Origin of the sequence: Heyndrickxia acidiproducens DSM 23148, assembly GCF_000374345.1 — a bacterium.
GTDB classification, from domain to species: Bacteria; Bacillota; Bacilli; order Bacillales; family Bacillaceae_C; genus Weizmannia; species Weizmannia acidiproducens.
On sequence record NZ_KB893997.1, the window covers coordinates 13,160 to 34,507 of the forward strand.

Annotated in this window: 20 protein-coding genes and 1 tRNA gene; 14 read left to right on the plus strand and 7 right to left on the minus strand. The window is 43.5% G+C overall.

From position 1 onward, the window contains the following. The first annotated feature begins 156 nt into the window (after positions 1-156). Both adhE and C232_RS0109580 read left to right on the plus strand, forming a co-directional pair. Positions 157-2,763, plus strand: a complete 2,607-nt coding sequence (gene adhE, locus C232_RS0109570; protein WP_018663747.1) for a bifunctional acetaldehyde-CoA/alcohol dehydrogenase — start codon at positions 157-159, stop codon at positions 2,761-2,763. Between the two features lie 208 nt (positions 2,764-2,971). Then, positions 2,972-4,126: a DEAD/DEAH box helicase gene (locus C232_RS0109580; RefSeq protein WP_018663751.1), complete on the plus strand. Its 1,155-nt coding sequence runs from the start codon at positions 2,972-2,974 to the stop codon at positions 4,124-4,126. 156 nt (positions 4,127-4,282) lie between these two features. Here C232_RS0109580 and C232_RS0109585 read toward each other — a convergent pair whose 3' ends face one another. Continuing rightward, entirely contained in the window at positions 4,283-4,726 is a 444-nt protein-coding gene (locus C232_RS0109585; protein WP_018663754.1) for a C40 family peptidase, read from the minus strand. Between the two features lie 298 nt (positions 4,727-5,024). Between C232_RS0109585 and map the strand changes: the two genes are divergently transcribed. Beyond that, the gene (map, locus tag C232_RS0109590; protein ID WP_026314553.1) at positions 5,025-5,768 is read left to right on the plus strand and encodes a type I methionyl aminopeptidase; all 744 of its coding nucleotides are present in this window, start codon (positions 5,025-5,027) and stop codon (positions 5,766-5,768) included. Here map and C232_RS0109595 read toward each other — a convergent pair. Together C232_RS0109595 and C232_RS0109605 are read right to left on the minus strand one after the other, a co-directional pair. Then, complete coding sequence (locus tag C232_RS0109595) at positions 5,749-6,330, minus strand: biotin transporter BioY (protein WP_018663802.1); 582 nt, start codon at positions 6,328-6,330, stop codon at positions 5,749-5,751. The genes map and C232_RS0109595 overlap by 20 nt on opposite strands. 314 nt (positions 6,331-6,644) lie before the next feature. Then, positions 6,645-7,478: an AAC(3) family N-acetyltransferase gene (locus C232_RS0109605; protein ID WP_018663804.1), complete on the minus strand. Its 834-nt coding sequence runs from the start codon at positions 7,476-7,478 to the stop codon at positions 6,645-6,647. 166 nt (positions 7,479-7,644) lie between these two features. Between C232_RS0109605 and C232_RS0109610 the strand changes: the two genes are divergently transcribed. After that, positions 7,645-8,973, plus strand: coding sequence for a polysaccharide biosynthesis protein (locus C232_RS0109610; protein ID WP_018663805.1), 1,329 nt, complete (start codon positions 7,645-7,647; stop codon positions 8,971-8,973). A gap of 335 nt (positions 8,974-9,308) precedes the next feature. Here the strand turns inward: C232_RS0109610 and C232_RS0109620 are convergent, their stop codons facing one another. Then, on the minus strand, positions 9,309-9,794 hold the full coding sequence (locus tag C232_RS0109620; RefSeq protein WP_018663807.1) for a hypothetical protein: 486 nt from the start codon (positions 9,792-9,794) through the stop codon (positions 9,309-9,311). A gap of 410 nt (positions 9,795-10,204) precedes the next feature. Continuing rightward, positions 10,205-10,447, minus strand: coding sequence for a hypothetical protein (locus tag C232_RS0109625; protein ID WP_018663808.1), 243 nt, complete (start codon positions 10,445-10,447; stop codon positions 10,205-10,207). A gap of 325 nt (positions 10,448-10,772) precedes the next feature. Here C232_RS0109625 and C232_RS0109630 point away from each other — a divergent pair, with 325 nt between their 5' ends. Further along, the gene (locus C232_RS0109630) at positions 10,773-10,991 is read left to right on the plus strand and encodes a hypothetical protein (protein WP_018663809.1); all 219 of its coding nucleotides are present in this window, start codon (positions 10,773-10,775) and stop codon (positions 10,989-10,991) included. A 15-nt stretch (positions 10,992-11,006) separates the two neighbouring features. Beyond that, positions 11,007-11,273, plus strand: coding sequence for a LexA family protein (locus tag C232_RS0109635; RefSeq protein ID WP_155891560.1), 267 nt, complete (start codon positions 11,007-11,009; stop codon positions 11,271-11,273). A gap of 284 nt (positions 11,274-11,557) precedes the next feature. Here C232_RS0109635 and C232_RS0109645 read toward each other — a convergent pair. Beyond that, positions 11,558-11,630 (minus strand) — tRNA-Arg (locus C232_RS0109645). 896 nt (positions 11,631-12,526) lie between these two features. Between C232_RS0109645 and C232_RS0109655 the strand changes: the two genes are divergently transcribed. Further along, a complete protein-coding gene (locus tag C232_RS0109655) occupies positions 12,527-13,216 on the plus strand; it encodes an N-acetylmuramoyl-L-alanine amidase family protein (protein WP_026314556.1) in 690 nt (229 codons plus the stop codon). A gap of 126 nt (positions 13,217-13,342) precedes the next feature. Here the strand turns inward: C232_RS0109655 and C232_RS0109660 are convergent, their stop codons facing one another. Then, positions 13,343-13,906, minus strand: coding sequence for a beta-class carbonic anhydrase (locus C232_RS0109660; protein ID WP_018663815.1), 564 nt, complete (start codon positions 13,904-13,906; stop codon positions 13,343-13,345). Positions 13,907-14,065: 159 nt separating this feature from the next. Between C232_RS0109660 and C232_RS0109665 the strand changes: the two genes are divergently transcribed. The 7 genes from C232_RS0109665 (at position 14,066) to C232_RS0109705 (ending at position 21,333) form a co-directional block, all read left to right on the plus strand. After that, positions 14,066-14,719, plus strand: a complete 654-nt coding sequence (locus tag C232_RS0109665; protein WP_018663816.1) for a class I SAM-dependent methyltransferase — start codon at positions 14,066-14,068, stop codon at positions 14,717-14,719. Next, positions 14,712-15,185, plus strand: a complete 474-nt coding sequence (locus tag C232_RS0109670; RefSeq protein ID WP_018663817.1) for an S-ribosylhomocysteine lyase — start codon at positions 14,712-14,714, stop codon at positions 15,183-15,185. The genes C232_RS0109665 and C232_RS0109670 overlap by 8 nt, the downstream gene beginning before the upstream one ends. 14 nt (positions 15,186-15,199) lie before the next feature. Then, a complete protein-coding gene (locus C232_RS0109675; protein WP_018663818.1) occupies positions 15,200-16,117 on the plus strand; it encodes a PLP-dependent cysteine synthase family protein in 918 nt (305 codons plus the stop codon). A 102-nt stretch (positions 16,118-16,219) separates the two neighbouring features. Beyond that, positions 16,220-17,350, plus strand: a complete 1,131-nt coding sequence (locus C232_RS0109680; RefSeq protein ID WP_018663819.1) for a bifunctional cystathionine gamma-lyase/homocysteine desulfhydrase — start codon at positions 16,220-16,222, stop codon at positions 17,348-17,350. Positions 17,351-17,839: 489 nt separating this feature from the next. After that, positions 17,840-18,802 (plus strand): nuclease-related domain-containing protein, encoded by a 963-nt coding sequence (locus C232_RS0109695; RefSeq protein ID WP_018663822.1) that lies wholly within the window; start codon positions 17,840-17,842, stop codon positions 18,800-18,802. A 431-nt stretch (positions 18,803-19,233) separates the two neighbouring features. Further along, the gene (locus tag C232_RS0109700) at positions 19,234-19,785 is read left to right on the plus strand and encodes an NfeD family membrane protein (protein WP_018663824.1); all 552 of its coding nucleotides are present in this window, start codon (positions 19,234-19,236) and stop codon (positions 19,783-19,785) included. 15 nt (positions 19,786-19,800) lie between these two features. Next, on the plus strand, positions 19,801-21,333 hold the full coding sequence (locus tag C232_RS0109705; RefSeq protein ID WP_018663825.1) for a flotillin family protein: 1,533 nt from the start codon (positions 19,801-19,803) through the stop codon (positions 21,331-21,333). Positions 21,334-21,348: the final 15 nt, after the last annotated feature.

Sequence of the window (21,348 nt, forward strand, 5' to 3'; positions counted from 1 at the left end):
CTATCGTTTGTGAAATCGCTTATAATAAATGCATGGGAAAGGAAAATAGAAAACCCCATTACAGATTTAAATATACTTGTGAATTATTTCACAAATATTATTTTTTATCCCTTTATGTGAAATCATTCACAAACTATAAGATTGGAGGCCTTTACGATGGCGGTTGATGAAAAAGTTATAGACAAATCAGCACGCATTACGGAAATGGTGGATTCACTTGTCGCAAAAGGAAAAAAAGCACTACAGGAGTTTATGAGCGCAGATCAGGAACAAGTTGACAATATCGTCAAGCAAATGGCACTGGCAGGTTTGGAACAGCATATGGTGCTCGCAAAAATGGCTTTTGAAGAAACAAAGCGCGGTGTTTATGAAGATAAAATTACGAAGAACCTGTTTGCATCTGAGTATATTTACCACAACATTAAATACAACAAAACAGTGGGCGTGATTGAGGAGAACCAAAATGAAGGAATTGTAAAAATTGCTGAACCTGTCGGCGTCATTGCCGGAGTTACACCGGTGACCAACCCGACTTCGACGACAATGTTTAAATCCTTGATTTCGATCAAAACCCGTAATCCAATTATTTTCGCCTTCCACCCGTCCGCGCAAAAGTCAAGCAGCTATGCGGCAAAAGTTTTACGTGACGCAGCTGTAAAAGCCGGTGCGCCGGAGAACTGCATTCAATGGATTGAAACACCGTCGATTGAAGCGACACAACAATTGATGAACCATCCGGGCATTTCACTGATTCTTGCAACAGGCGGTTCAGGCATGGTCAAATCCGCCTATTCCAGCGGGAAACCAGCTCTCGGCGTTGGTCCTGGCAATGTGCCTTGTTATATTGAAAAAAGTGCAAATATGAAGCGTGCTGTGAATGACCTGATTTTATCAAAAACCTTTGATAACGGCATGATTTGTGCATCAGAACAAGCGGTGATCATCGATAAAGAAATCTATCAAGAAGTAAAAAGCGAACTGACTGCGAATAGCTGTTACTTTTTAACTGAAAGCGAAAGAAAGAAAGTCGAAAAAACCGTAATTGATGAACAGAAACGATCGGTTAATGGCGCCATTGTCGGAAAGCCGGCATATGAAATCGCGAAGATGGCCGGTGTCAAGGTTCCGGAAGATACAAAAATTTTAATTGCCGAACTGGCCGGTGTTGGCCCTGACTACCCGCTTTCCAGAGAAAAGCTGAGCCCTGTACTTGCCTGTTATAAAGCAAACAGCACAAAGCAAGGTTTTGAACTTGCCGAAGCGATGCTCGAATTCGGAGGCCTCGGCCACTCAGCCGTGATCCATTCGCAAAACGATGAAGTGATTGAAGAATACGGCTTAAGAATGAAAGCCGGCCGTGTTATCGTCAACTCACCATCATCGCAAGGGGCAATCGGCGATATTTATAATGCCTATATGCCTTCCCTGACACTGGGCTGCGGCACTTTCGGCGGCAACTCGGTTTCTACGAATGTCGGGGTCATTAACCTGTATAACGTCAAAACGATGGCAAAACGGAGAGTCAATATGCAATGGTTTAAAATTCCACCACGTGTTTATTTTGAAAAGGATTCTGTACGTTACCTGGAGAAAATGCCGAATATCAGCAAAGCCATTATCATCACCGATCCGGGCATGGTACAACTGGGCTTCGTTGATAAGGTATTGTATTATTTGAGAAAACGCCAGGACTATGTCCACTGCGAAATTTTCTCTGAAGTCGAACCGGATCCTTCTATTGAAACCGTCCGGAAAGGCGTTGCAATTATGGAAAGCTTTCAGCCGGATGTCATCATTGCGCTTGGCGGCGGTTCCGCAATGGATGCTGCAAAAGGGATGTGGCTCTTCTATGAGCATCCGGAAGTTGATTTCAATGAATTGCGCCTGAAATTTATGGATATCCGCAAGCGGGTGGCGAAGTTTCCTAAACTTGGCGAAAAGGCACAACTTGTGGCCATTCCAACTACATCGGGTACCGGCTCTGAAGTCACATCATTTGCGGTCATTTCAGATAAAAAGAATCATATGAAATACCCATTGGCTGACTATGAATTAACACCGGATGTGGCGATCATTGACCCTCAATTCGTCATGACGGTGCCAAAATCCGTAACCGCCGATACCGGGATGGACGTACTGACCCATGCCATTGAAGCGTATGTTTCAAATATGGCCAATGATTACACGGACGGTCTTGCGATCAAAGCGATTCAGCTTGTCCATGAATACCTGCCGAAAGCGTTTGCGGACGGCAGCGATGCGCTGGCCCGCGAAAAAATGCACAATGCTTCGACTTTGGCAGGGATGGCATTTTCAAACGCATTCCTGGGCATCAACCATTCACTGGCCCATAAACTCGGCGCAGAATACCATATTCCGCATGGCCGCGCCAATGCAATTTTGCTGCCGCACGTCATCCGTTACAATGCTGCGAAACCGAAGAAATTTGCGGCGTTCCCGAAATATGAACATTTTGTCGCTGATCAGCGTTATGCAGAGATTGCCAGGATTTTAGGCCTGCCTGCAAGCACAACGGAAGAAGGCGTTGAAAGCCTGATCCGGGAAATTATCAAGATGAACAAATTGTTTAACATTCCGATGAGCCTTGAAGCTGCCGGCATCAAAAAGGCAGATTTTGAGAAAAAAGCTGCCCTGTTGGCTGATCGTGCATTTGAAGACCAATGTACTACGGCCAATCCAAAACTGCCGCTTGTCAGTGAATTGGAAGAAATTTTACGCCAGGCATTTAAGGGTGTCAAATGAGATAACGCTGTAAATGAAATACAAAGGCCCGAAAGCCGGATGCCGCTTGATTGTTGAAGCGCAGCAGCCGGTTTCGGGCCTTTTCAATTTTCTCCAAAGTAGTGTAGAATAAAAAGAACTGAATTGAAATATATGGTTCAACTTGTGACTGCAACATCGTTTGCAATGTGGAATAAAAAGAACCTGAATTGAATGTAAGGAGAAAAATATGGCCAATACTGAAACACTGATAGAGACACTGCAGCCTTTTCTGCAACAGGCTTGGAAAAAAGCCGCATTTGAGCACTTAACATCTGTACAAAAAGAAGCCATCCCGGAAATTATGTGCCACCGGGACGTGATCGCCGGTTCGCCTACAGGATCAGGTAAAACCCTTGCCTACCTGCTGCCTGTACTCAATCAGATCCAGCCCGGCAATAAGAACGCCCAGGCCGTCATTCTGGCGCCGTCAAAAGAACTGGTCATGCAAATACTGGCGGAAATTGGAAAATGGGCTGAAGGCAGCGGCATTCAAAGCGCATCATTTATTGGCGGTGCCAATTTAAAACGCCAGCTCGAGAAACTGAAAAAACACCCGCAAATCATCGTTGGAACTCCGGGCCGCATGCTTGAACTAATCAGGCAGAAAAAGCTGAAAATGCATGAAGTTAAAACGATTATCCTGGATGAAGGGGACCAGCTTTTGCAACCGGAACACAGCGGTGCGATTGCACAAATCATCAAATCAACATTACAAGACCGCCAGCTGTTGCTTTTTTCGGCAACGCTGCACGAATCGGCTGTCCAAAAAGCCAAAACCATGATGAAGGATCCAGCCTTGATTCAGATAAAGGAAGAAAAAGCGATCAAACCGGTTGAGCATCTTTATGTTGTCTGTGAGGCCCGCGATAAAGTCGAACTGGTCCGTAAAATTGCCCGCATGGAAAAAGTCCGGGCACTCGTATTTATGAAAGACCGCTGGGATGTATCCGTTGTGGCAGAAAAACTGAAATTTAAAGGTATTGCGGCCGGCGAACTGCACAGCGATTTACGAAAAGAGGAACGTGAAAAAGCGGTCCGCTTATTTCAAAATGGGAAACTGCAGCTGCTGCTGGCAACGGATGTGGCCGCCCGCGGTTTGGATATACCTACGATTACACATGTGATCCACTTTAATCTGGCAGAAAATGTTTCCCAGTACGTCCACCGTTCAGGGCGGACGGGCAGGCTTGGCTCCACAACTGCAGGTACAGTCCTTTCGCTTGTCACGCCCAGGGAAGAAAGCATGTTGAAAAAATACGCAAAAGAACGAAATCTGAATGTAAAGAAAAGCTCCATTATCCGTGGAGAAATTGTCGAATACACAACAAACAACCGGGACTAGTTCCCGATTGTTTTTTGTGTTTGCAAAAGAAAAATTCCGGGTTAAACCATCACCCGGAGTTTTGCCACTACGATGAGCGGGTAAAAAATATAAATAGTTTTTACGCAACAGAATGCAAAAAAAAAACAACGGCAAGGCTACCGAAGTTTTTGGGGACTATATTCTTTTTGCACCAATATATCTTGGTTTCCAGTAAGGGTTGCTGAGGCTGTCGTTTTTTACCCCTTTGGAAACAGAATGGATCACTTTATTATGTCCAATATAAATCGCAACATGTGACGGAGATCTCTTATAAGTATGGAAGAAAACCAAATCTCCCGGTTTTAATTTTGACTTGCTGACTTTTTTGCCTTTTTTATACATACTTGCTGCAGTTCGCGGGAGATTTTTTCCGTTCTTTTTATATGTATATTTCACGAAACCTGAGCAATCAAAGCCGGATGGTGTCGTGCCTCCCCATTTATATGGTGTTCCAATATAATGTTTCGCTGTCTTTATCACTTTAGATGGAGAATAGCTGGCGGCTTCAGCTGCCTTTGATGGTAATAAAAACCCAAAACTTATCATGATCGCCAGTAGTATTGGAGCAACTTTTTTCATTTTTCCACCTCTGTCTATTATTCTTGTATATAAATATACCAAATGATTGTCGGAATTTTGGTTACGTGAACATTAAATAGTATTACAAAAAGATTACATAATCGACATAAATTTCAAACTTATTCTATTTGGATTGGCTTATGAAGAAAAGCGGGTGCTGCCAATCTTTATTTTGTTCCTAAATGGAAAGGCCGGTGCACGTAAAAAAATAAACGCCGTTTTTTGCTTCCTGTTATTGTTTCTGGATATAATGGAAAGGTCCGAATGGTGTATTTTGAAATTGAAGGGAACGATTGGCATGATCGTTAAAACAGAAGAAGATTTGGAAGGATTAAAAAAAATCGGCCGGCTGGTGGCTTTCATAAGGGATGAATTAAAAGAAAAAGCAAAACCAGGCGTGACAACGAAGGAATTGGACGAACTGGCCGGGCGGATTTTTGCGGAAAACGGGGCAATTTCCGGGCCAAAAGGAGAATATGATTTTCCCGGCTACACCTGCATTAGTGTTAATGATGAAGTTGCCCACGGCATTCCGGGTAACAAAGTGTTGCAGGAAGGCGATCTGGTTAATGTCGATGTGTCAGGTTCGTTAAACGGTTATTATGCCGATACAGGGATTTCTTTTGTGGCAGGAAAAGGCAATCCGGAGTTAACGGCGCTTTGCGAATGTGCAGAAAGGGCATTTGAACGGGGCTTAACCAAAATAAGAGCAGGCAAAAAACAGAATCAGATCGGGCGTGCGGTTGAAAAAGAGACGTATGGAAGCGGATTTAATGTACTGCTGAATTTAACGGGACACGGAGTAGGAAGAGCGCTGCATGAGGATCCGGAATACATTTTAAATTATTATGATCCTGAGGACACGGATCTATTAAAAGACGGTATGGTCATTGCATTTGAACCATTTGTCTCAACCGGCGCAGAAGAAGTCGTCGAAACTGGCGACGGCTGGACATATAAAACGCCGGACGGGAGCCTGGTTGCGCAAGTGGAACATACCGTCATTGTTACAAAAGGCAAGCCTATCGTTTTAACGCGATAAGCGGGGAAACTGAGCGGATACGGTGTGCCATCCAGCCGGCAAACAGTGATAAAACAATATCTTTTGGAAGCGGCACGGCCATCCAGATCCAGGCGATTTTATAACTAAAAGCCTGCGGTGCCTGCGCCCAAATTTTATAAGCGGCATACATCCAGTTGGTGCCAATAAGATAATTGATGATTAGTCCAATAATGGCGGCCGTGAAGTAGGCTGAAAGATGGTTATGCTTCTCGATGACTTTTCCAACTGCATAGGCCGCAATGATAAAGCTGACAATGAATCCGAAAGTAGGGCTGAGAACATTTTGAAAGCCCCCGCTGAATCGGGCATAGACCGGCGCTCCCAATAAGCCGATGATCATATAGGCTGCCATTGAAAGAGCGCCGAGCCTGCTTCCAAGTATGGCGCCTGCAAGGATAGCAAAAAATGTTTGCAATGTAATTGGAACCCCTCCAACGACCAGAAATGGCACGATGGACGTAATATTTGACCCAATTGCCATCAGTGCGACAAAAATGGCCGCATAACAAAGGTCAAGGGCGCGAAACTTTTTTCCTGCCATAGTAATGAATCCTCCTTATTCCTGTTAAAATATCATCCTTTAAAGCTTAAAAAATTTTTGGACATATGTCAACATAAAATTAAAATAGGTTGACATATATTTTAGGGAGAGCCGTTGCAGGATGCCAGGTCCGGAATAGCAGAAGACCTGCATCCAATTGGCCTGCTTTTAGTGCCGGACAAGAAAGAAAGCCGGTTTGGGTAAGGAAAATGGCATAGTAAACAAGCAAAATAGCACAGTTGACCTACCGCAGTATCGGACAGAAAGCAGTTGGCCGGGCATGAAAAATCGCATAAAATAAAGCAGATAACCGTCTAGTTATCTGCTTTATTTTGGTTTTCCACAGCGTATTCATCCAAAAAACGTGCGGTGAAGTCTACTAAAGGTCGCTGCCTGATGAGTCTGGCGGGTGCCGCACCAATGAGGCCGGTCTCGACCATGTGTTTTTTTTCAAAGGCTCTGCCGATTTTATTAAAAAGATCGGAGTTTTTCTCATAGTCCCGGTAAGTTCCCCACACTCTTTTGCCATCTTCCATCATGGCGCAGTTCATTGTGTACACTTTTGTGTACCGGTTGGAGCGGAATTCACCGAGGTGCATAGATGTATTGGAATGGTAATCCACGCCCAGAAGCAGAATATAGCCGTTTTTTTCATAAATGCGGGCAAGCGGGGATTGTTCGCCAAAAGGAAAATCAAGGAAATGCTCTGCAACCATATATTCGGCATACTTGCCCCATGCCGTAAAAGAACAGTTTGGATGGCTGCTTCGTAACACACCCGGATACGTCCGGAAAAGTTCTGCAATTCTGCCCATCCCGTAAGTCGGCGTGATGCGCGGATCAAAAGCAGGCATTGTTTCACGGATCGTATCCCACCAGTCTTCCGGAACAAGGGGGTTTTCCCAAAAAGAAGGATCTGAATTATTCGTCGTTTGTGCCGGCATGATAATGGTCCCTTTATCTGTAATGGTTTCCATTAAGGCTTGGATCACGGTAACCTCGCCGCCGCAAACCCAGCCCATTGAACTTAAAGAAGAATGAACGATCACGGTCATCCCCTTTTTTAATCCCAGCTTGTGGAAGTCTTCGGTACATCTTTCTTTTGTCACAATGATTTTTTTCTTCTGGATAACCTGTTCTTCAGACATATTTTTTCCTCCCGTCAGAACGGTAGCAAAGTGCTTTTAGCAATATTGTAACACGAAAAGAGAGCTTTCTGAGCGGCTGTACCATTTCATTTGAAATATTCTCCGGACTTGTCTCATATCCTTTAATATTGAAAAAGTTTTTCGAGATAAGGAGCAGTGGCAGAACATGGCTGTGTTTTTCAAGGGAGCATTCTTGCTGATGGGGGTTGCATTAATCGGGGAATGTATTGAATTTTTAACCAATATGGTACTGGCCAATGAACTCGGCGAACATGGAATGGGGCTGTACATGTCGATATTGCCGGTGATCTTTCTTATCGTCACCATATCGAGCATGGAGCTGCCTATTTCAATTTCAAAATTTGTCGCTGAAAAAGAAAAAAAATATCACTATCATATGCTCCAGCATACGATTCGTTTTACGATCCTATTTACGCTTGTATTAATCGGCGCCGCACTCGTTTTGCTTCCCGTCATTCCGATTTTCAAGCATTATCACCCCTATATCCGCGGGTTGATCATAGCGTTGATTCCAATCGTTGCTTTTTCCTCCATTGCACGAGGCTATTTTATGGGCGTCCAGCAAATGGGTAAAATCGCGACCGCTAATTTTCTGCGTAAAGTGATGCAGCTAATTTTACTTGTACTCCTTTATCACTGGATACATTTTGACTTGGAGTTGTCCATTTTTGTTGCCTTGTGCACGTTAGTCGGCAGCGACCTTGTTGTCATGCTTTATTTTATCCACATGTTTGTGCTGCAGTTGAAAATGCTAAAGAAAAAGGAACAGACCTATCTGAGCGGCCGGGTAATACGGAAAAATCTGCTGGCTGTTTCCCTGCCGACAACCGGCATGCGTATCATCCATTCCATTACGAGTGCAATTGAACCGTTTTTGATCAAATGGGTGCTCATAAAAGCAGGCATGACGGAAACAATGGCAAACGAACATTTCGGCCTCATGGCAGGTATCGCATTCACGATCGGATTTTTTCCCGCTTTTATCGCCCATTCCTTCTCCACCGTATTGATCCCTACAGTTGCGGAAGCCTATGCCAAACGGGATGGGGTTACATTACAGAAGCTGCTGCAACAGGTGATGATGATGACATTTCTTTACGGTTTGCCGGCTGTGATCTTGATCTACACTTTTGCGGATCCGCTGGCGCAATTGTTTTCCCATTCATCAGCTGCATCTGTTTATGTGCGACTGTTGTGGCCGTATTTTTTATTCCATTATTTTGTGATTCCGATGCAGGCATTTTTGATCGGGCTCGGGCTGATCCGCGATGCTTTGGCCCATTTCGTCTGGTCCACCATTGTTTCGTACGGGATGATTTATTTTCTCGGCGCCAATCCCCAGTACCAAATGGCCGGGGTTATTATCGCCATGAATACCGGAGCACTCCTGCTTATGATGATGCACTATTTAACGATTTGCAAAAAAATTGAAATTTCGCTGATTCTGCGGAAACCGGCGAAGCATACTTTTTAAAGTGCCAATGGAGATGAAACATGGGGAGTTAATAAATATGGAAAAAAGCGGGCGCGTTTGCTTGCCGGTACCGGACAAGTGTTACACGGCTACGGTTGGATCAAGGAAAGCGGATTTGACCAGGCAGAAGCTGAGGGCTGGGATTTTGTACAGTACGGGCAATTTCCAGCTTGGAACAAAAGTTTAGCAAGGAATATAGAAAATTGGAACATGGCATGAGTCAATCGCAGCGAAAAACCAATATCTCTTGGTGTTTTCATCCTTTTTTTGTGAAAAAGAGGATACGTGGAGGTTACCGTTTTCAATTTTTTAAAAGCTGTCCACTCTCCAGCTCTTTAATGATTATTTTTCCCGTCTTTAAGGGCATAATTTTTTTCGAATAGATATTGAATTCCATACAGTAGAAATGCTTTATAAAAGTAATAAAGGAAGAATTGAAAATGATTTAACTTCTTTAAAGAAATGTATTTTACTTTTCCAAATAACTTTATTAGTGGAAAAGTAAACAAAAAGTCAATTGCCGCGTTGGTTAGAATGAATTTTTTAAAGTTTCCATATGTACATTTTAGTATCCACAATGAATTTGTTAAGAATGGCCCAATATAAAAAGGAAACTCACCAAATAAATGTGAATGGGGTTTATTATAAAAAAACCACCATTTACGTTTTTTTCCAATCATTCCATTTATTATTTCAAATAGAACCAGTACCAAAGTTGCAGGAAAAAATCTTTTCATATTGTTTTTTCCAAAAAATATGAGTGTTGACCATGAAAACACAACTAAAGCAATACGAGCGATTCCTTGCATTTTTACTGTCATCACACGATTCTCCCCTCTTATGATCAAGATTATTTCTTTATTTAGATTGCCCAATTATTTGGTTGTATATTTGTGGTGGGCAAATATATTTAAAAAGAAGTTATATATACAGAATTGTGCGAAATTAACGATTGAAGATGGTATTGTAACCAAAACAAGCGATTATCATGGCACCCCGGTACAAAATATTGCTTTTCTAAGTAATATTAAAATCGGCAAGTGGTGCAGTGTATTGTAAGGTAGTTCCGTAGAGATGTGATAAATAAGCTGGCTAAAAAGTATGGCGCCACGATTGGTCAAGTCTTGGAACCATTTTGATAGTAGTTATACTATTTGATTGGAAAAATGATTTGGATGAAATAAACACAAAGACGACGATTCCTATTATTGGAATGGTCTAATAAAAATTGTTATCTAATATTGTTTTCTACCCATACTTTATATTTAAGAATGCCATCTTCTCGAAACTCTTCTGTATGAACAAGGTATGTTACATCCGGTAATCCACATAAAGCATAAGAAAGTACACTCGCAACTTTCAAATCAGGAGTAATAAATCCCCTTCCTTCTCCCATATCACTAACGCTGGAGAACCCCGCTTCCTCAGCCTCCCAAAATGTATCATAAATTCTATCATCTATTGTCCATTCCATATGAATGCTCCTTTAGATATTTTAAAAAAATAATACTATTTTTAAAGGGAAAATTTTGTTTATTTGTGTCGGCTATAATTAAAAATCAAAAAATCCTTCGCTTTTACGAGGGCCTATTTTGTTTATCGCCTGGACGTGTTCTGGCAAGCGCATTCGGCTGCTTTCCCAGCGATGATTGTTGCCATCGAAAGTAATACTTTGTTTTTGCCCACATTTTTATTTACCTCATTCACATTATACGCGAATAAACGTTCGAAATATACCCTTGAAAGGAATACATGTTCGTGTTAAAATAAGAACAAATATTCGGATTGGAGGATTACCGATGAAAAGTTTATTGCTTAATGCTGTTGAATCTGGCGAGCGATTGGAAATGATCTATATAAGCGAAAAAGGCGAGATATCGCAGCGTATTATCAAAGTCCTAAATGTAGAGGACGGATCCATTAAGGCATACTGCTGCACCCGCAGGCAGTTTCGCACATTTAAGCTGGTAAACATCTTATCGGTTGGCCATCTCCGTAAATACAATAGGGGGGCTTGAAAAGTGGAATGGCGTATGAAAGCAAACGACTTTCGACCGCAACAGCAGCGGATAGAGAAAACAGAAGAACAAATTTTCAACTACATAAAAGAGTATATCGAAAAAAATAATTACTCTCCGTCCGTCCGGGATATCCAGCGGAACTGCGATTTGCATTCACTCAGCACCATACATAAATACCTCGAAAAATTGAAGGGCAGGGGCCTGATTGATTGGGCCCCTGCGACTCCCAGGACAATCAAAATTGTAAACAGGGGTTACGTAAAAAAGCCCACATGTTAGGGCTTTTTGTTTGTATACATGATTGATTGCAGACAATGTATTCAATATTTATCGGAGAATTATGGAACCTACTGGGTAAAAAGGAAATGGTTAACGGATGGGGATAAAGACATTTTGATTGTGGCTGGAATTTTGTTTTTAATGTGGCTAATTAAATGGAAAAACGAGAACAAATATTCCTGTTTTAAAAATTCGTGCCAAATTCGTGCCAAATGGGGCAAAAAGAAAAAACCACAAGGATTCCAGAATTGATGAAACCCTTGTGGCTGTAGTGTTTTTTATAGCGGCCCCGAGAGGACTCGAACCTCCGACGCACGGTTTAGGAAACCGACGCTCTATCCGCTGAGCTACGGAGCCATATATGTGATGTAAAATGCACAGATATTATTATATACGAAAAGTAGTATTTTGAAAAGCCCCTTTGTCTGCCACTGTGTTTTTTTCGGCCGTACGATTCATGCCGGCTTTTTCATTTATCAGGTCTATCCCGCTGTATTACATATCTAAACAGCTTTGTTCTTGTCCAGCCACATTATTCATTTCGTGTCTAAACCGCCTTTTTATCTGCACGATTTAAAACGTTTATTCTCACACACAGGCCTGATGATTTAGATATAAAATGAAAATTTTTTCATCGGGAGGAGCGCCGTTTCGCTTTTTTACACACGGAATAGCATATTTAAAAAGGGGTTGCGGCACAGCCGTTATCCTGTTCATCATTGGAATTGGCTGGGATATTTAAAGGGAACGGGCATTCATTCGCCGTATGAACGACCATGGGAGCGGCTTTTTCTTGGGAACGGGCATTCATTTGCCGTATGAACGACCATGGGAGCGGATTATCTTCTGAGGCGGGCATTCATGCGCCTTATGAACGACCGTGGACGCGGCTTTTTCTTGGGAACGGGCATTCATTTGCCGTATGAACGACCATGGGCAAGGCTTTTTCTTGGGAATGGGCCATCATTCTCCTTATGAACGACCGTGGGCGCGGATTTTCCCCGGGAACGGGCATTCATTCGCCGTATGAACGACCATGGGTACGGGTTTTTCTTGGGAGCGGGCTTTCATTCCCCCAATGAACGACCATGGGCACGGATTTTCCCCGGGAATGGGCCATCATTCTCCTTGCATTAGAGGCGCAATCGCTTTGTAAGAAGCTGCATGCACGGAAGTATCCAAAAGAAAAGAAAATCGATATATATTTAGTGAACCTGGACCGGGCAAAAACATTGACAAGGAGTGAAGAATTAGTGTTTAAACTTTTTTTGGATCCCGGGCACGGTGGAAGAGACCCAGGTGCAACGGGAAACGGGCTCAAAGAAAAAGACATTACCTTAAGAATTGCAAGACAAATCAGGACGCTATTGGTGAATAACTACCAGAATGTTTCTGTGAAAATGTCACGGACAGGAGACAGCTATCCTACACTGGTAAGCCGGACGAATGCAGCCAATGCATGGAATGCCGACTTCTTTCTGTCCATTCACATCAATTCCGGGAATGGAGAGGGTTTCGAAAGCTATATTTACCCTGACTCCGGTTCACCGACGACGAAATATCAGCGTACGATCCATCAAGAAGTGATAAAAAGAAGCGACTTAAAAAACAGGGGCATAAAAGAAGCAGACCTGCATGTGCTGCGGGAATCACGGATGCCCGCACTGCTTACGGAAAACGGGTTTATTGACCGGGCAAGTGATGCGGCAAAAATGAAGAAAAACAGCTGGATTGAAGACGTAGCGCAGGGGCATGTAAACGGGCTTGCCAAAGCATTCGGCCTTGTGAGAAAAAATTCTGTTACTTACCATAAAGTCGCCAAAGGGGATACAGTGTATTCTTTAAGCAAAGAATATCATACAAGTGTACAAAAAATAAAAGAATGGAATAACCTGGATAACGATTATACGATCTACGTTGGGGAAAGATTAAGGGTAAAATAAGGCAGCTTCATTCACCTGTGACAAAACATCAGCGGAACTGACGCCTTCGTTTGTCACGTTTGAGCATATGGTAAATTTCGGTTAATGGGAAAAAGCCAAGCAAGAAATCACTTGGCTTTTTCTTTTTTAATTTTCATAACCATTGATCACTAAATCGAGCTTACCCGTCTCCGGATCAATGACCAGCCCGTGCACCGGCACCTTTTGATCCATGAGCGGATGGTTTTTGATGATGCCGACGCTGCGGCTGACGCTGTCCTCAACACGGTCAAAGCCTGTCAGCCATTCCTCGAGATCCAAACCTGCATGGGTAAGAGCCTCAATCGTTTGTTCTTCAACCCCGCGTTCTTTCATATGTCCGAGCACGGTTTCGCCTTTTAACCCTGTCATTCCGCAATCATGGTGGCCGATCACATAGACTTCATCCGCCTGCAACTGGTAAATGGCAACCAGCAGGCTCCTCATTGTGCTGTCAAAGGGGCTTGTCAGAATCGCCCCGGCGTTTTTCACAATTTTTGCATCGCCGTTTTTAATGTTCATTGCCTTATGTAACAACTCAATGATGCGCGTATCCATGCATGTGAAAATGACCAAGTGTTTATCCGGAAATTTTGAAGTCATATAAGGCTCGTACCCTTTTTTCTCCACGAAATCCTGGTTGAAAGATAGAATTTCATCTAACAATGTCATCACATCTCACCCCTCCCAGAATATTTTAAAATACAATCCGCTTTATGGAAAGTAAATAAGTTTAAATTGGTAATAAGTGTACGCCCCGTTTGATTGCGAAAAATCGGAAGAAGTGGTACATTTAATTCATAGTTATTCTATAGGAATGGAGAGATTGGATTGGGCACGGAATTTAACGAGCTCTTCGATGAATGGTCCTACTCGTATGATGAGACCGTTTCAGGACATGATGCCGAATACGAAGAAGTATTCTTTCAATATGATAAGATTTTAAAAACGGTTGCGGCGCATGCCCGTGGAACTGTCGTTGAATTTGGCGTCGGCACCGGGAATTTAACATCAAAACTGCTGCGTAGAGGGCTGGATGTAATCGGAATAGAACCTTCTGCCAATATGAGAAAAATTGCACAAAGTAAACATCCTGATGTTAAAATAATAGATGGGGATTTTTTAAATTTTCATGTTCCAAAGAAAGTAGATTCATTTGTCAGCACTTATGCTTTCCACCACTTAACAGATGAAGAAAAAACAGCTGCAATTTCTAACTACAGCAGGCAATTGAATCCGGGCGGTAAAATTGTGTTTGCCGACACCATTTTTATTACACAGGAAGCAAAAGAAGAAATGATTCAGGAAGCGATGCGCCGCGGATTCAAGCGGCTCGCAGAAGATTTGCAGCGCGAGTATTATACGATCGTACCGGTTTTGGCATCCATCTTTGAAGACCATCATTTTAGTGTATCTTTCCGCCAGTTAAACCGGTTCGTATGGCTAATCGATGCAGAATTGAAAGGAGAAAATGATCATGACTGACACAAAGAAAATGAATGTAGAAAGTTTTAACCTGGACCATACAAAGGTAAAAGCGCCTTTTGTGCGTTTGGCAGGCGTTAAAGAAGGAATTCATGGCGATGTGATCCGCAAATACGATATCCGTTTCTGCCAGCCGAATAAAGAACATATGGATATGCCTGGCCTTCATTCACTGGAACATATGATGGCGGAATTTGCCCGTAATTACACTGACAAAATCGTGGATATTAGTCCCATGGGCTGCCAAACCGGGTTTTATTTTTCCGTGATCAATCTGGATGATTATGACCAGGTGCTGGATATCATTGAAAAAACGTTAAAAGATGTGTTAAAAGCGACAGAAGTGCCGGCTTGCAATGAAACACAATGCGGCTGGGCAGCTAGCCACTCGCTGGAAGGTGCGCAGGCCATTGCCAGAAATATGCTGGCCAAACGCGATGAATGGGCACAAGTTTTTGCAGAATAATGGAGACGATTTAAATGAAATACGCAAAAAATGTACATGAACTGGTTGGCCATACCCCTTTGGTTGAAGTTACGGCTTTTCCTTTGCCAAAGGGTGTCCGCCTGTTCGCAAAGCTTGAATATTTTAACCCGGGCGGCAGCGTTAAAGACCGGCTTGGTGCTTACCTTTTAGAACGCGCGTTTGCGGAAGGAAAGCTGGAGCGCGGTTGGACGATCATTGAACCGACCGCCGGAAATACAGGGATCGGCCTTGCATTGGCTGCGATCCGCTTTGGCGTTCGGGCAGTATTTGTTGTGCCGGAGAAATTCAGTACCGAAAAGCAGACGCTGATGCGGGCGCTTGGAGCGGAGGTCATCAACACGCCGACAGCTCTTGGCATGGAAGGGGCAATTGCAAAAGCGAAGGAGCTGCTTGCAGAAACGCCGAATGCCTATTTTCCAGGCCAGTTTGAGAACCCTGCAAACCCGGAAACGTATTATGAGACGCTTGGTCCTGAAATTTGGGATGCACTTGACGGGCGTGTGGATGTTTTTGTCGCGGGTGCCGGTTCAGGCGGAACTTTCATGGGTACGGCCCGCTATTTAAAAGCGAAAAATCCTGAATTAAAGGCTGTCATCGTTGAACCCGAGGGCTCGATTTTAAACGGCGGCGAGGTGCACGGCCACCGAACGGAAGGAATCGGCATGGAATTCCTTCCGCCTTTTATGGACCGTGCTTATTTTGACGCCGTCCAGACGATACCGGATGATACGGCTTTTACACGCTTAGCGGAAGCGGCCCGTTTGGAAGGCCTGTTGATCGGCAGTTCATCGGGCGCCGCATTGGAAGCAAGCCTGCGGGAAGCCGCACAGGCAAAACCAGGCACCCATATTGTGACAATTTTCCCTGACAGCAGCGAACGCTATTTAAGCGGCGGTATTTATGCTGTATAAAAAATACACTTTCATTCTTTAAATCCGGCAAAATATGGGGGCATTTACGTTTCCATGCGGATGAACTTGAAATGATAAACTGTTTGAGAAGGAGATTCAGTGATGCGTAAAAAAACGAAATTCATTCACGGCGGAATCAGCCGCGATCCGTATACGGGTGCCGTTTCTGTGCCAGTCTATCATGCAAGCACATTCAAACAAGACGGTGTCGGCCATTTTAAATATGAATATGCAAGAACCGGCAATCCGACGCGTGAAGCATTGGAAAAGCTGATTGCCGATATCGAAGAAGGCACGCATGGCTTTGCATTCGGCTCCGGGATGGCGGCCATCACCGCTGTGGTTCAGTTGTTCTCTGCCGGCGACCATATTTTAGCGACTGATGATGTGTACGGCGGTACATTCCGTGTCATGACAAAAGTGCTGAACCGTTTCAATATTGATGTCACATTTGTCGATACGAGCAATCTGGACGCCGTGCGCGATGCAATCCGCCCGAATACAAAAGCGATTTATGTGGAAACGCCGACCAACCCGCTTTTGAAAATTACAGATCTGCGTGCAATTGCCGGTGTGGCGCATGAAAACGGGTTAAAATTTATTGTTGACAATACCTTCAGTACACCGTATTGGCAAAACCCGCTTGTGCTGGGTGCGGATATCGTGGTGCACAGCGCAACGAAATATCTCGGCGGGCACAGCGATGTTGTGGCCGGTCTCGTAGTGGTAAAAGATGAAAAGCTTGCCGAAGATTTGCATTTTATCCAGAACTCAACGGGGGGTATTCTCGGCCCGCAGGACAGCTGGCTTCTAATCCGCGGCATCAAAACCCTGGGCGTGCGGATGGAAGAAATCGAATCGAACACGAAGAAAGTTGTGGAATTTTTGGCAGACCATCCTGCCGTTGAAAAGGTATATTACCCGGGGCTTGCGGGCCATCTAGGCCATGAGCTGCACCGTTCCCAGGCAGACGGGTTCGGCGGCATGGTTTCGTTTACTGTTTCGAATCAGGAAAAAGCTTTGGATGTGTTGAAAAAAACCGAGTATTTTACATTAGCAGAAAGCCTGGGTGCGGTGGAAAGCCTGATTTCCATTCCATCTCTGATGACCCATGCCTCAATCCCGCGCGAACGCCGGCTTGAACTTGGCATTGAAGACGGCCTGATCCGAATTTCCGTCGGGATTGAAGATATTGAAGACTTGCTTGAGGATTTGGAACATGCTTTAGGATAAATATTTTTTTGTGAGGACCTGCTCTTTGGGGAGCGGGTTTTTTTATTTAAGAGAGCTAATATTTTGGAATGAAAAACCCGGAAATTGGAACGGAAAAGACCCATTTTGGAATGGAAAACCCCGATTTTGGAATGAACCAAAATGTGCGGAATGCAAAATCCCAGTTTTGGGATGAAAAACCCGGAAATTGGAATGGAAAAGACCCATTTTGGAATGGAAAACCCCAATTTTGGAATGAACCAAAATGTGCGGAATGCAAAATCTCAGTTTTGGGATGAAAAACCCGGAAATTGGAACGGAAAAGACCCATTTTGGAATGGAAAACCCCAATTTTGGAATGAACCAAAATGTGCGGAATGCAAAATCTCAGTTTTGGGATGAAACATACAAAAATTGGAATGGGAAAGGCTAAAAAATAAAAAAACTTCTCTAATCAGGTAGGAGAATAGACTTGACTCGAAGAATCTAATATAAAAAAGGAGGGAGTCTATGGTTATTAAAGAAAGACAGATTTCAAGAAAGATGAAACAATTGGAAGTGCTTCTTAGAAGGCTATCCGCCAATCATCCAAAACGCCTTACCATTGAGAGTGATTATAAAAAAATTAAAGCAGGCTATAAAGGAGAATTAGAAGTTGATTACCATGTAGGAATATTGCCTCAGAAAGAAAGCCTCATACTTTATGATTTGCGCCTCCCCATTGACCAGCAATATTTTTTTCAAATGGACACACTCATACTTACTCAAAATTTTTTCCTTATATTAGAGATAAAAAATATATCCGGGATCTTAAATTTTGAATCAGAGCAGCTGATTCGAATGATGAATGGTAAGGAGGAAGCATTTCGGAATCCAGTAACGCAGGTGTTAAAGCAAGAGATGCATTTAAAAGAGTGGATAAAAAAACATAAATTCCCCGGTGTACCCATCTGTTCTTTAGTTGTGATTAGCAACCCATCATCTATTATGAAAATTAATCCCACTTACACTGAAGCAATTGATAAAGTAATAAAAGCTGACAGCCTTTTTTTAAAACTAGAAAAAATAATGAAACAGTATCCAGTCCACAGGCTTAATCAAAGACAAATGAAAAATATTTCAAACCAGCTAATGAGAGAGCAAAATGAAATGATTTCAGATATTTTGACGGTGTATCAATTGTCGGAAAATGATTTGATAAAGGGAGTTCAATGCCCTTCTTGCTTTTCAGCTCCAATGGATAGGAATCAGGGAATTTGGATTTGCCATCAGTGCGGTAAACGAGATAAGCATGCTCATTTCCAAGCTCTTCATGATTTTTCTTTAATTTATCGACCAGTTATTACAAACCGTGATTTAAGATCTTTTTTGCAAATTTCATCACCTCATATTGCCCACAGTCTCCTCACATCTCTTAACCTCCCATACTCCGGAACAGGAAAAAACCGCCGATACGACCTTTCCAAACTATAACGCTTTAGAAAAGCAACTAGTCATCTTTACGTAATCATGATCCAAACTGAGTTCTGTATGATAATTTTGACATGACATAACTTCTGAAAAAATACTGTTGTTGCCTAAGCTTGTCACTGTTTGATAACTGGATTTTTTGACATGGCATCGACTTCTGAAGGAATACTGTTTTTCACTGAGCAGTACTCTTTTTCGATCATAATTACACAGCGAAATATTTCCGCCGTCCTGTGAAACCAAACCCGCACATAAAGCGTAGTAAAAGTACATGGGAGTAGAAAATGGTCATGATCGGCCCGCATAACCCGTGCTTGAAAAAGTTTTGTACGGCTTGCATTTTTTAAAAAAAATTTTGAAGAATTTCCGGCTCCGTCAGTGTATACTTTGTATAGGACGAAACAAAATCCCATTCTGGAAGGGATGTGCTGCAGATGGAAGTTTTTGGCGTGTCGATTGAAACGGCATATTTGTTTGTTTTGATTGCCGCCGGGTGTTTAACTGTCCTGTATTTGCTGTTTAATGATTTGCTTGGAGGAGTTACAGATGCTGTTCATTTTATCCACCCGGCACTGATTCTTGCTTTTATTACATTTTTTTCTGCGAGCGGATACATTTTTGAAGCGGCCACCAACCTGTCCCATATCTTGATTATCGCCATTTCAATGATGATTGCGCTTGCTTTGGATACGCTCCTGAATGTATTTGTGCTCGTGCCGCTCTCCACGGCAGAAGAGTCGCTAGCCTATACGGAAGAGTCTTTAAAGGGCAGGGTAGGGAAAACGATTCTGTCGATTCCAAAAGACGGGTTTGGGGAAGTGGTCATTGACAGCATGACCGGCACGATTTCAAAACCGGCAGCAAGTATGCAGGACCTGCCGATTGAAGAAGGAAAGCAGGTGCTTGTGATCGAAGTAAAAAACGGGGTGCTGTATGTGGTGCCTTATGAGCATTACCGGCTGAACCACGAAACCTTTCAAAATTAATTAGGGGGAAAAAACATGTTCGCAAGTGGAATGATTGGAATTTGGATTGTCATAGCAATTGTCGCCTTTTTAGTGATCGCGCTGGTCGGTGTCTTCATTACAAAATACCGGACAGCGGGGCCTGACGAAGCCTTGATTGTCACAGGAAGTTTTTTAGGCGGAAAAAATGTCCATGTTGATGAAGCCGGGAATAAGATCAAAATTATTCGCGGCGGTGGTACGTTTGTCTTCCCGGTTTTCCAGCAAGCAAAGCCGCTAAGTTTATTGTCGAGCAAACTGGAAGTGACAACACCTGAAGTTTATACCGAACAGGGCGTACCGGTGATGGCAGATGGGATCGCGATTATCAAAATCGGCGGCTCGATCGGAGAAATTGCCACAGCAGCAGAACAATTTCTCGGGAAATCAAAAGAAGACCGTGAAAATCAAGCAAAAGAAGTGCTTGAAGGCCATTTGCGTTCGATTTTAGGATCCATGACCGTCGAAGAAATTTATAAAAACCGCGATAAATTCTCCCAGGAAGTGCAGCGCGTTGCTTCCCAGGACTTGGCGAAAATGGGCCTCACGATTGTATCCTTCACGATTAAAGAAGTGAAAGATAAAAATGGCTACCTTGATGCACTTGGAAAGCCGCGGATTGCCCAGGTGAAACGGGATGCTGATATTGCAACGGCAGAAGCCGATAAAGAAACAAGAATCCGCCGTGCTGAAGCCGCAAAAGAAGCGAAACGGGCAGAATTGGAAAGAGCAACGGAAATTGCCGAAGCCGAAAAGCTGAACCAGTTAAAAATTGCAGAATACCGCCGCGAGCAGGATATCGCAAAAGCAAAAGCTGACCAGGCATATGATCTCGAAACGGCGCGTTCGAAGCAGGATGTCACCGCGCAGGAAATGGAAATCAAAATTATTGAACGCCAAAAACAAATCGAACTTGAAGAAAAAGAAATTCTGCGCCGTGAAAAACAATACGATTCCGAGGTCAAGAAAAAAGCAGATGCCGACCGCTATGCTGTTGAACAGGCCGCAGCTGCTGAAAAATTAAAACAAATAGCGGAAGCAGATGCCCATCAATACCGGGTGGAGGCAATGGCAAAAGCGGAAGGGGAACGCGTCCGCATCGACGGAACGGCAAAGGCGGATGCCCAGCGTGCCCAAGGGGAATCGGAAGCTGAAATTATCCGGCTCAAAGGTTTGGCGGAAGCAGAAGCAAAACGAAAGATTGCAGAAGCATACGAACAATTCGGCGAGGCTGCTGTGCTCGATATGATTTTAAAAGTGCTGCCTGAATATGCGAAACAAGTAGCGGGTCCGCTTTCCAACATCGACTCGATCACCGTTGTCGACACGGGCAGCGGCGCGAACGGAGGGGCCAACAAGGTAACCGGCTATACAACGGATTTGATGTCCACTTTACAGGAAACATTAAAAGCATCAAGCGGCATCGATGTTCGCGGGATGCTGGAAAACCTGTCCGGCAAAAAACAAGACGAAACGCCGCAGCGTAAACAAACGCCGGCGCCGGTTTTTGTTGAGCAGGAAACAAGATAAAGCTATTAAAAAAGC

Excerpts from the sequence above, each read along its gene's own strand:
- adhE (WP_018663747.1), top strand. The coding sequence starts at position 157 with ATGGCGGTTGATGAAAAAGTTATAGACAAATCAGCACGCATTACGGAA.
- C232_RS0109580 (WP_018663751.1), top strand. The coding sequence starts at position 2,972 with ATGGCCAATACTGAAACACTGATAGAGACACTGCAGCCTTTTCTGCAA.
- C232_RS0109585 (WP_018663754.1), bottom strand. The coding sequence starts at position 4,726 with ATGAAAAAAGTTGCTCCAATACTACTGGCGATCATGATAAGTTTTGGG.
- map (WP_026314553.1), top strand. The coding sequence starts at position 5,025 with ATGATCGTTAAAACAGAAGAAGATTTGGAAGGATTAAAAAAAATCGGC.
- C232_RS0109595 (WP_018663802.1), bottom strand. The coding sequence starts at position 6,330 with ATGGCAGGAAAAAAGTTTCGCGCCCTTGACCTTTGTTATGCGGCCATT.
- C232_RS0109605 (WP_018663804.1), bottom strand. The coding sequence starts at position 7,478 with ATGTCTGAAGAACAGGTTATCCAGAAGAAAAAAATCATTGTGACAAAA.
- C232_RS0109610 (WP_018663805.1), top strand. The coding sequence starts at position 7,645 with ATGGCTGTGTTTTTCAAGGGAGCATTCTTGCTGATGGGGGTTGCATTA.
- C232_RS0109620 (WP_018663807.1), bottom strand. The coding sequence starts at position 9,794 with ATGACAGTAAAAATGCAAGGAATCGCTCGTATTGCTTTAGTTGTGTTT.
- C232_RS0109625 (WP_018663808.1), bottom strand. The coding sequence starts at position 10,447 with ATGGAATGGACAATAGATGATAGAATTTATGATACATTTTGGGAGGCT.
- C232_RS0109630 (WP_018663809.1), top strand. The coding sequence starts at position 10,773 with ATGAAAAGTTTATTGCTTAATGCTGTTGAATCTGGCGAGCGATTGGAA.
- C232_RS0109635 (WP_155891560.1), top strand. The coding sequence starts at position 11,007 with ATGAAAGCAAACGACTTTCGACCGCAACAGCAGCGGATAGAGAAAACA.
- C232_RS0109660 (WP_018663815.1), bottom strand. The coding sequence starts at position 13,906 with ATGACATTGTTAGATGAAATTCTATCTTTCAACCAGGATTTCGTGGAG.
- C232_RS0109670 (WP_018663817.1), top strand. The coding sequence starts at position 14,712 with ATGACTGACACAAAGAAAATGAATGTAGAAAGTTTTAACCTGGACCAT.
- C232_RS0109675 (WP_018663818.1), top strand. The coding sequence starts at position 15,200 with ATGAAATACGCAAAAAATGTACATGAACTGGTTGGCCATACCCCTTTG.
- C232_RS0109680 (WP_018663819.1), top strand. The coding sequence starts at position 16,220 with ATGCGTAAAAAAACGAAATTCATTCACGGCGGAATCAGCCGCGATCCG.
- C232_RS0109695 (WP_018663822.1), top strand. The coding sequence starts at position 17,840 with ATGGTTATTAAAGAAAGACAGATTTCAAGAAAGATGAAACAATTGGAA.
- C232_RS0109700 (WP_018663824.1), top strand. The coding sequence starts at position 19,234 with ATGGAAGTTTTTGGCGTGTCGATTGAAACGGCATATTTGTTTGTTTTG.
- C232_RS0109705 (WP_018663825.1), top strand. The coding sequence starts at position 19,801 with ATGTTCGCAAGTGGAATGATTGGAATTTGGATTGTCATAGCAATTGTC.